General features: G+C 68.8%; 9 protein-coding genes. All 9 read left to right on the top strand.

Going from position 1 to position 13236, the window contains the following annotated elements:
• Window positions 1-51 precede the first annotated feature (51 nt).
• The 9 genes from QM693_RS10270 (at window position 52) to QM693_RS10230 (ending at window position 13207) form a co-directional block, all read left to right on the top strand.
• Window positions 52-1755, top strand: a complete 1704-nt coding sequence (locus QM693_RS10270; protein WP_283352244.1) for a PucR family transcriptional regulator — start codon at window positions 52-54, stop codon at window positions 1753-1755.
• 164 nt (window positions 1756-1919) lie between these two features.
• Complete coding sequence (locus tag QM693_RS10265) at window positions 1920-3347, top strand: uracil-xanthine permease family protein (RefSeq protein ID WP_283333327.1); 1428 nt, start codon at window positions 1920-1922, stop codon at window positions 3345-3347.
• Between the two features lie 76 nt (window positions 3348-3423).
• Window positions 3424-4335, top strand: a complete 912-nt coding sequence (locus tag QM693_RS10260) for an FAD binding domain-containing protein (RefSeq protein WP_280779292.1) — start codon at window positions 3424-3426, stop codon at window positions 4333-4335.
• Window positions 4336-4337: 2 nt separating this feature from the next.
• Window positions 4338-5012 carry a (2Fe-2S)-binding protein gene (locus QM693_RS10255; protein WP_283352243.1) on the top strand — a complete coding sequence of 225 codons (675 nt, stop codon included), beginning with the start codon at window positions 4338-4340 and terminating at the stop codon, window positions 5010-5012.
• Window positions 5009-7507, top strand: a complete 2499-nt coding sequence (gene cutA, locus QM693_RS10250; RefSeq protein WP_283352242.1) for an aerobic carbon-monoxide dehydrogenase large subunit — start codon at window positions 5009-5011, stop codon at window positions 7505-7507. Before QM693_RS10255 ends, cutA begins: the two co-directional genes overlap by 4 nt.
• Window positions 7504-8160, top strand: a complete 657-nt coding sequence (locus QM693_RS10245; protein WP_283352241.1) for an SRPBCC family protein — start codon at window positions 7504-7506, stop codon at window positions 8158-8160. The genes cutA and QM693_RS10245 overlap by 4 nt, the downstream gene beginning before the upstream one ends.
• A gap of 181 nt (window positions 8161-8341) precedes the next feature.
• Entirely contained in the window at window positions 8342-10444 is a 2103-nt protein-coding gene (locus tag QM693_RS10240) for a hydantoinase/oxoprolinase family protein (RefSeq protein WP_283352240.1), read from the top strand.
• Window positions 10441-12390 carry a hydantoinase B/oxoprolinase family protein gene (locus QM693_RS10235; protein WP_283352239.1) on the top strand — a complete coding sequence of 650 codons (1950 nt, stop codon included), beginning with the start codon at window positions 10441-10443 and terminating at the stop codon, window positions 12388-12390. Before QM693_RS10240 ends, QM693_RS10235 begins: the two co-directional genes overlap by 4 nt.
• 4 nt (window positions 12391-12394) lie before the next feature.
• Window positions 12395-13207, top strand: a complete 813-nt coding sequence (locus QM693_RS10230) for an NmrA family NAD(P)-binding protein (protein ID WP_283352238.1) — start codon at window positions 12395-12397, stop codon at window positions 13205-13207.
• Window positions 13208-13236: the final 29 nt, after the last annotated feature.

Genomic DNA, 13236 nt, shown 5'->3' with positions numbered 1-13236 from the left:
ACTTTCGCGCCATTCGGGGCGAGTATCGGATCAGGTGAGCAGGGTGTTGCAGTGACGGCGAGGGATGTCGGTAGTTCCGCTCCCGGGTTCCGTGCAGCCGCCGACACCGGCGACGGGCCTGCTCGGGACGTTGCGCCGCAACCGTTCGCCGACGTGCTGGTGTCCGATCTCCTCGTCTCCCCGACCCTCGTCGCCGGCGAGACCGGCACCTCGCGTGAGGTGTCGAACGTCGCCGTGATGGCGGTGCCGGACATCGGACCGTGGCTCCGCACCGGGCAGTTGCTGCTCACCACGTCCGCGGTTCTCGGCCGGCTGGTCGAGCCGATCGACGCGTTTCTCGCCCGACTCGACAGGCGGGGCGTCTCCGGGCTCGCCGTCCGGCTCGACGACCCCACCGCGACGTTGCCGGCCGAGATGTCCGATGCGGCCGACGAACTCGGGCTTCCTCTCGTCGTGGTCGCGGACCTGTACTCGCAGACACACCCGCTGGCGGCTGCGCTCGCGGAGTTGTCGGCCCGGCAGGTCGACGCCGTGTTCGAGGCGGACCGGCTGCGGAGAGTGCTCGTCGACGTCGTGATGGCCGGCGGAGGGTTCGCCGAACTCGCCGACGCCGTCCACGGTGAACTGGGCGGGGCCGTGCTGATCACGACACCCGACGGACGTCAGTTGTGCCGGGCCGGGGACGAGTCCGAGCTGAACCGGCTGGCGTCGAGTGCGGCGCTCGACTCCACCGGGCGGGTCCGCACCGATTCGACGGAGGGCGGGCTGGGCCTGCACCGGCTGGGCGACGAGTTCATCGCCGTCTCAGCGATTTCGGCCAACGGCATCGATCACGGGCGGCTGGTGCACTTCAGCACCGGACACCCGCTGCGCAGCGAAGACCTGTATCTCGTCGAGCAGGCGGCGGCGGTGTGCGCCCTGGTGGTCGCCCGCGAACTGGTCGTGTCCTCGGTGGAGGAGAAGCACCGCGCGAACTTCGTGCGGGACCTGCTGCTCGGCCGCGGCGGCGAACACGAGCACGTCGTCGCGCACGCCAAGACGTTCGGCTGGGACCTGGACCGTCCCGTGGTCGTCGTGGTGATCGAACCCGATCCGGTCGGTGAGGACGAGCCGTCGATGCCCACCCGGATGCCGCTCGTCGAGCGACAGGCGCGGGCATTCACGAGTGCCGTCGCGGGCCGTGACACGGGTGCCGCGGTCACCGCGCTGGCGACGGAGACGGTGATCCTGATGGGGGTCGGCACCGACACGATGAACCTCGTCCACGAACTCGTCGCGTACGTGCGCGGCGACGGCGGCGGTGGGCGCAGACCCTTCGGGGTGGGAGTGTCCCGGCCGACGGACTCGGTCGACGGCATCCCGGCCCTCTACGGCCAGGCCCGGACCGCGCTGAAGGTGGGACGGCAGATCACCGGCGCCTGGGCCGTGACGCATTTCGACGACCTCGGTGTCTACCGGCTGCTGAGCCTCGTCGAGGACGACCGCGAACTCGAGTCGTTCGCGCAGGAGACCCTGCGTGAGCTGACGGCGGACACACCCGAGGCGCAGGACATGCGGCGCACCCTCGAGGTGCTGCTCGCCACCAACATCAACATCGCCGAAACCGCACGTCAACTGCACTTTCACTACAACACCCTGCGGTACCGGGTGGTGAAGCTGGAGAAGATGCTCGGGTCGTTCACCGATCACCCCGAATTGCGCCTCGACCTGTCGCTCGCCCTCAAGATCATGGCGATGCGCGGCATCAATTCCTAAAGTTGCCAATTTCGCCGGGCACGCACTGGCAGATTCTTCTCACGCCGGGTGGCTGACGCTGTAATAACGTTGCCCTCCTATCGAGGTGCAAATGTGACATGCGGCACATCATCGAAGCTGGCCGTCGGCACCCCTGCACCGTCACCTGTCTGAAAGGTCCCCCTATGCCTATCTGGACACTGCACGGAGATGGCAAGACCATCGCGCCCGGGGAGGTCGTCGCCCCGAGCGAACGGCTCAGCTGGGGTCGCACGATCGGGCTCGGCGGGCAGCACGTGGTCTCGATGTTCGGGGCCACGTTCGTCTTCCCGATCATCATGGGTCTCAATCCTCAACTGGCCGTGATGTTGTCGGGATTCTGCACCCTCTTCTTCCTGCTGGTCGTCAAGGGCCGGATTCCCAGTTACCTGGGGACGTCGGCCGCGTTCGTCGGCGGCATCGCCGCCATCCGCGCCCAGGGCGGCACCTCGGCGCAGGTGACCGGGGCGATCCTGGTGTCGGGTCTCGTGCTCGCCGGGATCGGCGTGCTGATCCACTTCCTCGGCGGCGGGGTGGTGTTCAAGATCCTGCCGCCCGTGGTCACCGGTGCCGTCGTCATGCTGATCGGGTTCAACCTGGCCCCGGTCGTCGCCGGAACGTACTGGCCGCAGGACCAGTGGGTCGCGTTGACGGTGATGGTCGTGCTGGTGGTGGCGAGCGTCGCGCTCCGCGGATTCCTCGGGCGGGTCGCGATCTTCCTGACGCTGCTTTTCGGATACGTGCTGTCGTGGGTGCTGGACCTGACGACCGGCATGATCACGTCGTACGACCCGGTGGCCGGCGGAGTCACCGAGCACTTCCGTGTCAACTGGGACGGCGTCTCCTCGGCGTCGTGGATCGGGCTCCCGCCGTTCTCGGACGAGGCGAACGGCATCGTCGGCATCCACGCGCCGTCGTTCAGTCTCACGTTCATCGTCCTCGTGCTGCCCGGTGTGATCGCCCTGATCGCGGAGAACGCCGGACACGTCAAGGCCGTCGCCGAGATCACCAAGACCGACCTCGACCCGATGATGGGACGCGCCCTGATCGGCGACGGCCTGGCCACCACCATCGCGACCAGCGTCGGCGGATCCCCCACGACGACGTACGCCGAGAACATCGGCGTCATGGCCGCGACGAAGGTGTATTCGACGGCCGCGTACGCCGCGGCAGGCGTCATCGCGATGCTGCTGGGTTTCTCCCCCAAGTTCGGTGCCGTCATCTCCGCGACCCCCGGCGGTGTGCTCGGCGGAATCACGGTGGTGCTCTACGGGATCATCGGCCTGCTCGGCGCGAAGATCTGGAAGGAGAACGGCGTCGACTTCGGCAACCCGCTCAACCTGATGCCCATCGCCGCCGGCCTCATCATCGCGATCGGTGACACGGAGCTGACGTTCACGGACAGCTTCTCCCTGAGCGGCATCGCACTCGGCACGATCGTGGTGATCGGGATGTACCACCTGTGCCGCGTCATCGCCCCGAAGGACGCCGACGACGCGGGGGCAGGCGGTCACACCCCGAAGCCCACCGCGGACGACGGAACGGCCCCGGATCGGGTCGGTCAGCTCACGTGATCTGCCATCGGTGGGACGTGAGTTTTGTCACTAGTTCACGAAACGTCGAGCGCACGATACGGGCAGGATCTGAGGAATGAAACCGTCGCCACTGACTTATCACCGACCTCGGTCGATCGACGAGGCCTGTCAGATCCTCGCGGACGTGGCTCACGAGGGAAAAGTGCTCGCGGGCGGGCAGTCGCTGATCCCGTTGCTCTCCATGCGGCTGGCCGCGCCGGCGCACCTCGTCGACATCGGATCGATCCCCCGGCTGGACGCGGTGTCGTCGTCACGCGAGCTCGGTGTCACGTTCGACGCACTGACCACCCACTCGGTGCTCGAAGCCGACCGCGGCGCCGCCCAGGTGCAACCGCTGATCGGCCGCGGACTGCGTCTCGTCGCACACCCGACCATCCGCAACCGCGGCACGACGGTCGGCTCGATCGTCCACGCCGACCCGTCCGCCGAGATGCCGGCCGTGCTGGCGCTGCTCGGCGGCTCGGTCACCGTGCGTTCGGTGCGAGGGGTCCGGGAGATCCGCTCGACCGACCTGTTCGCCGGGCCGCTCGAAACGACGCTCGAGGCGGACGAGATCGCCACGAGCGTCACCGTCCCGGCCGCCGAACCCGGTGTCGGGACGGCGATCGACGAGATCGCCCGCAGGCACGGCGACTACGCACTCGTCGGGGTCGCGGCGCAGGTGCGGGTCGAACGCGGTGCGGTTTCGGAGGCCCGGATGACGTACGTGTCGGCCGGCGAACTCGGTGAGGTCGTCGACTACACGGACGTGCTGCGGGGTGCGTCCGCGACGGACGACCGGGACCCGTTGTGGCGGAATCTGTCCGAGTTCGCGCGGGAGCGGATCGACACCGAGCCCGACATCCACGCCACGGCGCGGTACCGGTCGCAGTTGGTGGCGGCGCTGACCGCCCGGGTCGGGTTCGCGGCCGCGCAGGATGCAGTACTCGACGGTGCCGCCGTGCACGCGTCGGCGGGAGGAAGGTGACCATGGCAAAGGCAATGCATCGTGGCGGCGAAGGCCGCCCGCGTCAGCGCAGCATCGACGAGCAACTCGCCGAACTGCAGGAGGAGACGGGCGAACAGCACGTCGCGGTGACGTTCACGCTCAACGCGGTGACGCAGACGGTGGTGCTGCCGTCGCGCACGCTCGCGTCCGACGCGATCCGGCACCATCTACGCCAGACTGGGACACACGTCGGCTGCGAGCACGGGGTCTGCGGCGCATGCACCGTGCTGCTCGACGGCAAGCCCGTGCGGTCGTGCCTGGTGCTTGCGGCGAGCCTCGAGGGCCGGGAGGTCACCACCGTCGAGGGTCTCGTCGAACCCGACGGCACCCTGCATCCGGTGCAGCAGGCGTTCATCGACTGCCACGGTCTGCAGTGCGGATTCTGCACTCCCGGCTTCGTGACCACCATCGCCGCGTTCCTCGAGGAGAACGATTCACCCACCCGCGAGGAGGCCACCGACGCGATCGCGGGCAACCTCTGCCGGTGCACCGGATACCAGAACATCAGGGCGGCCGTGCTGCGTGCCGCGGAGATCAAGCGCGAGCGTTCGGGCGAGTTCCCGCTCGGCGAGGACGACGAGTCGTCGCGGGCCTCACTCGATCCGAAGGTCCGCGGCACGACCAACCCGGTCGCTGGAAGGGCAGGGCGAGCATGAGCGTCACAAAACCCCGCACCGAGCCCGCGCCCACCACGGACGCCGACGCGCCCGCCGCGTCGGAGAAGTTGTTCGGCAAGCCGATTCCCCGCACGGAGGATGCCCGGCTCCTGTCCGGCAACGGCCGCTACCTCGACGATCTGGGGCACAACGCGCTCATCGCCGCGTTCGTCCGGTCACCGCACGCGCATGCCCGCATCACGGGGATCGACATCGATGCCGCACTCGATCTGCCTGGTGTGCACGCGATCTACACGTACGACGACCTCGTGGACGACTCCCCGGAGATGGCGGAGAACCTCCCCCTCCTGATCCCGCATCCGGCGATCACCGCCCCGCGCAACGGGTATCCGCTCGCCAAGGACGAGGTCAACCACGTCGGCGAGGCGATCGCGATGGTCGTCGCCGACAACCGGTACATCGCCGAGGACGCGTGCGCCAAGATCGACGTCACGTACGAGATGCTCCCACCGGTCGTGGGCATCGACGTGGCGCGGCAGGCGGACAACGCGGTGCACGCGGACGTCCCCGACAACGTCGCGGCGCACCTGCAGCACGGATTCGGCGACGTGGACGCGGAACTGGCGAACGCACCGCACCGGCTGACCCTGAACCTCGAGATCGAGCGGTCGGCGTCGATGCCGATGGAGGGCAAGGGCGTCTACGCGCGCTGGGACACCGACGAGCAGGCGCTCACGTTCTGGACGTCCACGCAGACGTCCACGTCGGCCCGCGCGGCGATCGCGGCACGACTGAAGATGGCGCACAACAAGGTCCACTGCATCGCACCCGACGTCGGCGGTGGTTTCGGCGTCAAGATCGTCCACCCGTGGCCGGAGGAGGTCATGGTCACCTGGGCCGCGCGGCGGCTCGGGACGGCGGGCATCTCGAGCGAGGTCAAATGGGTCGAGGACCGGCGCGAGCACTTCGTGTCGAGCGCGCACGAGCGCGGCCAGATCCAGGAGGTGACGGTCGGATTCGACGACGACGGCACCCTCCTCGCGTTCGATTTCACGTTCTGGCACGACAACGGCGCCTACCTGCCGTACGGCATCATCGTCATGCTGAACACGTCGACGCAGGTGCTCGGGCCGTACAAGCCGAAATCTTTCCGGGTGGACGCGTACTCGCTGTACACGAACACGGTCATCGTCACGCCCTACCGCGGCGCCGGCCGACCGCAGGCCGTGTTCGCGATGGAACGGGCGATGGACGCGATCGCGAAGTATCTCGGCAAGGACGTCATCGAGGTCCGCGAGCACAACTTCATCCGTCCCGAGGAAATGCCGTACGACTTCCACCTCACGTTCCAGGACGGCCGCCCGCTGATCTACGACACCGGCGACTACCAGGCCGGGATCGACAAGCTCAAGACACTCATCGACTGGGACGGGTTCGCCGACTACAAGAAGCAGGCGAAAGCCGAAGGCCGGGCAGTGGGCATCGGGATCGGCGCCTACGTGGAAGGCACCGGGCCCGGCCCGTACGAGGGCGCCCACGTCCTCGTCGAGACGTCCGGGAAGGTCAAGGCCGCAACGGGTCTGACCACCCAGGGGCAGGGCCACCAGACGGCGTTCGCGCAGATCGTCGCGGACGACCTCGGCGTGCCGGTCACCGACGTGGAGATCGTCACCGGCGACACCCGTCGATTCGGCTACGCCGTCGGCACGTTCGCGTCCCGCGGCGCCGTGATGTCCGGATCGGCGTTCCACGTGGCGGCGCAGATGGTGGCCGAGAAGGCCCGCACGATCGCCGGTGAGGCGCTGAACCTCGATCCCGCCGAACTGGAACTTCGCGGTGGGCACGTGTGCAAGATCGGCACGCTGCCCGGCGCCGAGGGCACGTCCATCTCGCTGGGTGTGGTCGCGGTGCTGTCGAATCCGCTGCGCTACGCGTTCGACGACGCGTCGAGGCAGGCCACCGGATTCGCGAAAGCCGACACCGACATGACGATTCCGCCGGTCCGGGAGGGCGAGCAACCCGGGCTCGAGGCCACCGGCTACTACTCGCCCCCGACGTCGACGTTCGCGTCCGGTGTGCACGCGGCGATCGTCGAAACCGATCCGGTGACGGCGGAGATCCACGTGCGGCGGTACGCCGTGATCCACGACTGCGGCAACGTCATCAACCCGCGGATCGTCGAGGGCCAGGTCATGGGCGCTGTCGCGCAGGGTGTCGGCGGCGCGCTGTACGAGAAGATCGTCTACGACGAGCACGGCCAGATGCTCAACGCGTCGTACATGGATTTCCTGATGCCGTTCGTCACCGAGATGCCCGACTCGCTCGAGATGGACCACACCGTCACCCCGTCCGGTCTCAATCCCCTCGGGATGAAGGGCGCAGGCGAGGCGGGCGTGATCCCGACGTCCGCCGTCATCGCGGCTGCGATCGAGGACGCGGAAGGCATCCCGATCACCTCCATGCCGATATCCCCTTCAGAGTTGTTCGAGCTTCGCCTCGCACACGCGTCGTCACAGAGCAAGGAGAACGAATGAGAATCGCCGGCACCGCCCTACTGACGGCCCCACCGGAGGCCGTGTACGACAACCTGCAGGACGGACGGGTCCTCGCGGCGACCATCCCCGGGGTGCAGTCCCTCGAGCAGCTCAGCGACAACCATTACAAGTTGTCCATCACGGCGGGTGTCGCGTCCATCAAGGGTACCTATGACGGCGAAGTGATTCTGTCGCAGCAGAATCGGCCCGAGTCGTTCGTGATGACGGCATCGGGTGCGGGCGCCCCCGGCACCGTCAAGGCCGACGTGACGGTGCGGCTCGAGGAACGCGACGGCGGCACCCTGCTCAGCTACGACGCGGACGCCGTCGTCGGCGGCATGGTCGGCGGCGTCGGGCAGCGGATGATCACCGGCGTCGCGAAGAAGATGGCCGGGGTGTTCTTCAAGGGCATCGACGGCGTGATCGCCAACGGCATTCCGGCGGCCGAGGTGGCCGCGGCGCCGGGCGAGGTTCCGGCGGTCCCCGGTGTCGCGGGGGTGGCCCCGGTTCCCGCGGCAGCCGCCGCGCGGGTGCGGGTGCCCGAGGGCACCTCCACGGCAACCGTTCTCGCGTCGGCCGCGCTCGGCGCCGGCATCGCCCTCGCCGGTGTTCTCGCCGGTGGCATCCTCGTGCGGGGCACCTGCGCGAAGTAGCGCCGCGAACACCTCGTCACACAGCACCCCGAACCGTCCGGTTCGGGGTGCTGTCGTCTGTCCGGGCCATCCGGGCACGGGCAGCGCCGAACGAGGACCGGTGAGTTCGGCGATATGTGACAAAGAAACCGGGCGGCGGAAGCGGTGCAATTGCCTTACAGAGACGAGCCCAGGAGGAATCGTGGAATCCAGAAAGATTCGGGTCGGTATCGACACCGGCGGAACATTCACCGACGTCGTGGCTGTGGACGAGGAGTCCGGAGCCGTCGTCACCACCAAGACACCCTCGACGCCTGCCGACCCGGCGCAGGGATTCCTCACCGGAATCGAGAAGGTGCTCGCCAAGCTCGGCGAGACCGGCGACGCGATCGGCGCCGTCAGCCACGGCACCACCGTCGCCACCAACAAGCTCCTCGAAGGCAAGGTCGAGAACCTCGGGTTCATCACCACCGAGGGTTACGAGCACGTCCTCGAGATCGCCCGCCAGTCCGTCCCCGACGGCTACGGCAACTCCTACTTCTGGGTCAAGCCCGACCGCATCGTCCCCGCCGACCGCGTCCGCACCATCGGCGGCCGGCTCGCGTTCGACGGCAGCGAGATCCGTCCCCTCGTCGAGGACGACGTCCGCGAGGCCGCCTGCTTCTTCGCCGAGCGCGGCATCCGCACCATCGGCGTGTGCCTCATGCACTCCTACGCCGACCCGAGCCACGAGAACCGCGTCCGGGATCTTCTGCTCGAGGAATACCCCGAGGCCACGGTGAGCATCTCCAGCCAGGTGCTGCGCGAGTACCGCGAATACGAGCGGTCCATCACCACGCTGGTCGACGCGGCCGTGAAGCCGAACATCCGCAACTACGTGAACAACATCGCGAACCGGCTGCGCGAGTTCTCCTCCGACGAGGGCGAGGCCCGCGACATCCCGTTCTACGTGATGAAGTCGAACGGCGGCGTGCTCTCCGCCAAGGAGGTCGTGCACCAGCCGATCACGACGGTGCTGTCCGGCCCGGCGGCCGGCGCACTCGGCGCGGCGCTCATCGCGAGTGTCGCGGGTGTGGAGCAGGTCCTCACGTGCGACGGCGGCGGAACGTCGACCGACGTCACCGTCGTGGTCCGCGGTGAGCCCGCGCTCACCACCGAGGGGCGGGTGGGGGCGTACCCGTCGAAGATCCCGATGATCGACGTCGTCACCGTCGGCGCCGGCGGCGGCTCCATCGCCTGGCAGACCCCCGAGGGCACGCTCCGCGTCGGACCGCAGTCGGCGGGCGCCGACCCCGGCCCGCTCTGCTACGGCAAGGGCGGCAGCGAGCCGACGATCACCGACGCCCACGTGCTGCTCGGCCGCATCCCACCCCACCTGCTCGGCGGCGAGATCCCCCTCGACACCGAACTGGCCCGCAAGGGCGTCGAGCAGCTCGCCCACCAGCTGAAGCTCGACTTCGAGGCGTGCGCCACCGGCATCCTCGAGGTGTCGGCGTGGAACCAGGCCAACGCGCTGCGGCAGATCACGGTCAAGCGCGGCCTCGACGTCCGCGACTTCACCCTGGTCACGTTCGGCGGATCCGGTTCGCTGCTCGCCTGCCGGCTGGTCGACATCCTCGGTCTCAAGGACGTCCTCGTCCCGCTGAACCCGGGCAACGTGTCCGCATTCGGGCTGCTCACGGTCGACGTCCGCAACGACTACGTGCAGACCCACGTCTGCAGGCACGACCGCCTGAAGATCGAGGAACTGCAGTCGGGGCTGGACGCGCTCGCCGCCGAGGCGGAACGTGCACTCGCCGACGAGGGCTTCGGCGAGGCGGAGCGCAAGTACGCGCGCTCGGCCGACCTGCGCTACCTCGGCCAGGCGTTCGAGGTGCGGGTGCCCGTCGGTGAAGGTCCCGTCACGCAGGAGTTGATGGACGACGCCGCGGACAGGTTCCACCAGGCGCACCAGGAGCTGTACGGCTACGACTTCCGCGGCGACCCCCACCAGCACGTCGAGTGGGTGAACCTGCGCGTCAGCGGCATCGGCCCGATCAAGCGCCCGACGCTCAACGAGATCGCGGCGGGGACCGGAGCCGAATCCGCCGTGACCGGCACCCGTCCGGCGTACTTCGACGAGTGGGTCACCACCCAGGTCTACGACCGGGCCCGGCTCGGCGCCGGCGACGTCCTCGAGGGTCCGGCGGTGATCGAGGAATTCAGCTCGACCATCCCCGTGCACCCCGGTTTCCGGGCAAGGATCGACACCTTCGGAAACATCCGCATCACCAAGATCGCCGACTCGAACGGAGCGAACCGATGACCGTCACCACCGAACCCGTTGCAGTGCAAGCGGTCAAGCCCTACCGGCTGACCCCGGTCGACGGCACGACGCCCGACCCGGTGCTGGTGGAGATCGTCGCCGGCTACCTCGCCAGCGTCGAGATGGAGGTCGAGACGTCGATCTCGCGGACCTCCCGCTCCCCGATGATCCGCGACGCGCACGACTTCCGGGCCGGCATCCACGACCGCAACCTCCGGAAGCTCACGGGCCGTTCGTATTCGGCGCTGGTGCATCCGGTGGCGCGGGACTTCCCGCTCGACACGATGAAGCCCGGCGACGTCTACTTCCACAACGACGTCTACCTGTCCGAAGGCGGCATCGGCCACCTCCCCGACCTCTGCGTCACCGTCCCGGTGTTCGCCACCCGACCGGGCGAGGAGGAACCGTCCGTCGTCGCGTTCGTGCAGGCGTTCGGTCACCACGACGACATCGGCGGCTGCTGCCCGGGATCGATGCCGTCCGGCGCGACCACGGTGTACGAGGAGGGCCTGATGGTCCCGCCGATCAAGCTGTGGGATCAGGGGGTGCCCAACGAGGCCGCACTGCGCATCATGACCCGCAACTCGCGGATGCCCGACGCGCTGGCCGCCGACCTCGACGCCGAGTGCTCCGCCTGCCTCATGGGCGCCCGTCGCCTCACCGAGCTGTTCGAGCGGTACGGCTGCGACACCGTCGAGGCCTGCTTCGACGCGATGATGGACGCGACCACCGAGACGTACCGGCGGGAAATCCTCAGCAAGATTCCCAAGGGCGAATACACGTGGGAGGACTACGCCGAACACGACGGCGTCGACGAGCCCATGCTGCACCGGCAGCGGATCACGCTCACCAAGACCGGCCCCGAGGACGAGGGCGGCGAACGCCTCATCCTCGACTTCAACGGCACCGGCCCGCAGGCCAAGGGTCCCATCAACCACTGCGGTGACTACGCCGACGGCAACTTCCTCATCAAGTGGCTCGCGCCGATCCTGCGCAACCTCGCCGACAGTCCCGAGCGGATGGCGGAACTCGACGTCAACGAGGGTGTCGTGCCGTTGATCGAGATGAAGTTCCCGGAGAAGGGCACGCTGATCACCCCGATCTTCCCGGCGCCCACCAACGCCCGGACGTTCGTGATCCTGCGGCTGCTCGGCGTGCTCGCCGGCGTCGTCGCGAAGGCCGTCGACGGGAACATGCCCGCCGACCAGGAGACCATCCGCTACACGGGGGTGTACGGCGAGGACTTCGACGGGCACTCGTACCTGATGCGGGAGGTGCTCGGCGGCGGGTCCGGCGGCAGGCACTACGCGGACGGGGAGGACACCATCCACGTCGTCCCCGACTCGCGGAACCTGCCGACCGAATTCACCGAGAGCCGGTTCCCGTTCATCGTCGAGAAGCTCGGTCTGGCGAAGGACTCCGGCGGCGCCGGACGCTACCGCGGCGGCCTCGGCTACGAGAAGCACATCCGGATGCTCAAGGACGCGAACTTCATGTCCATCGCCGACCGGTCGATCCTCTCCTGCTGGGGAGTCAAGGGCGGCAAGGCCGGACGACCGTTCTCGGTGGTCCTCGACCCGGGCGGCCCGAACGAGCGCGAGTTCGACGCGCTGACCGACGCCGAACCGATCAAGGCCGGCGAAGTGGTGCGCATCCGCACCACCGGTGGCGGCGGCTGGGGCGACCCGGTCGACCGTCCGATCGAGGAGGTCGTCCGGGACGTGCTGTGGGGCAAGGTGTCCGCGCAGGGTGCACGCGTCGACTACGGTGTCGTGCTGGCCTCGTCGACCGGGGAACCGGTCGCGGACGTCGACGCCACGGACGCGCTGCGCGAGCAGATGCGCGCGGACCGCGGCCTCGACGAGCCCTTCTTCGACCGCGGTCCCGGCTACGAACGCCTGTCCGGCGGTGCGAAGTTCGCCGAGTTCGACTTCATCGATCGGTGATCCGATGACCGAGTCACTCTCCCGCGGCGCCGAGATCGCCGTCATCGGCGCCGCGGGGAAGACCGGAGCCGCCGTCGTGGCGGCGCTCGAGGGACTCGCCGACGTACGCCGGGTGGTGCACACCGCCCGGCGTCCCGGCGACTTCGCCGTCGACCTCGAAACGGGTGCAGGACTCGAAGAGGCGCTGTCGGGTTGCCGGGGCGTGTACTTCATCGCCCCCAACGTGCACCCCGACGAGCCGGCGCTGCTGCGGAACGCGATGCGCGCCGCAGCGTCGGTGGGCGTCGAGCATCTCGTCTACCACTCCGTGGCCTGGCCGTACACCCCGCTCATGCCCCACCACGTCGACAAGGCGCGGTGCGAGGACGCGCTCCGGACGTTCGGCGGGCTCCGGTGGACCGTCCTGCAGCCGTGCGCCTACGCCGAGAATTTCGGGGCTGTGCTGGCGGGCACGGCGACGACCGTCGAACTGCCCTACAGTCCCGACGCGGCGTTCTCGTTCGTCGCACTCGCGGACGTCGCCGAGGTCGCGGCGCGCGTCCTCGCCGAGGGCCCGGACATCCACCACGGCGCCACCTACGAACTCGGCGGCCCGGAAGCCCTCAGCGTGCGGGACCTGTGCGACCGGGCGGGTGGCCCGGTGTCGGTGAAGCAGGTGTCCGTCGACGAGTGGATGTCGCGGCACGGGCGGAACCTGACGGACGACGGTCGCGCCCGGTTGTCCGCGATGTTCGAGTTCTACGACCGGTACGGGTTCCTCGCGGGCGGCGCGCTGTTCGAGTCGCTGCTCGGGCGCCCGCCCACCCCCGCCAGGTGAGTGGCAAAGCGTGCTGGGGCACACTTTGC

This window comes from Rhodococcus sp. IEGM 1305, from assembly GCF_030058635.1.
Classification (GTDB): domain Bacteria; phylum Actinomycetota; class Actinomycetes; order Mycobacteriales; family Mycobacteriaceae; genus Rhodococcus_F; species Rhodococcus_F opacus_D.
This window is presented reverse-complemented; position numbering and strand designations above follow the sequence as displayed.

Coding starts and splice junctions, on each gene's coding strand:
- cutA (WP_283352242.1), top strand. CDS start 5,009: ATGAGCGTCACAAAACCCCGCACCGAGCCCGCGCCCACCACGGACGCC.
- QM693_RS10255 (WP_283352243.1), top strand. CDS start 4,338: ATGGCAAAGGCAATGCATCGTGGCGGCGAAGGCCGCCCGCGTCAGCGC.
- QM693_RS10265 (WP_283333327.1), top strand. CDS start 1,920: ATGCCTATCTGGACACTGCACGGAGATGGCAAGACCATCGCGCCCGGG.
- QM693_RS10230 (WP_283352238.1), top strand. CDS start 12,395: ATGACCGAGTCACTCTCCCGCGGCGCCGAGATCGCCGTCATCGGCGCC.
- QM693_RS10245 (WP_283352241.1), top strand. CDS start 7,504: ATGAGAATCGCCGGCACCGCCCTACTGACGGCCCCACCGGAGGCCGTG.
- QM693_RS10235 (WP_283352239.1), top strand. CDS start 10,441: ATGACCGTCACCACCGAACCCGTTGCAGTGCAAGCGGTCAAGCCCTAC.
- QM693_RS10260 (WP_280779292.1), top strand. CDS start 3,424: ATGAAACCGTCGCCACTGACTTATCACCGACCTCGGTCGATCGACGAG.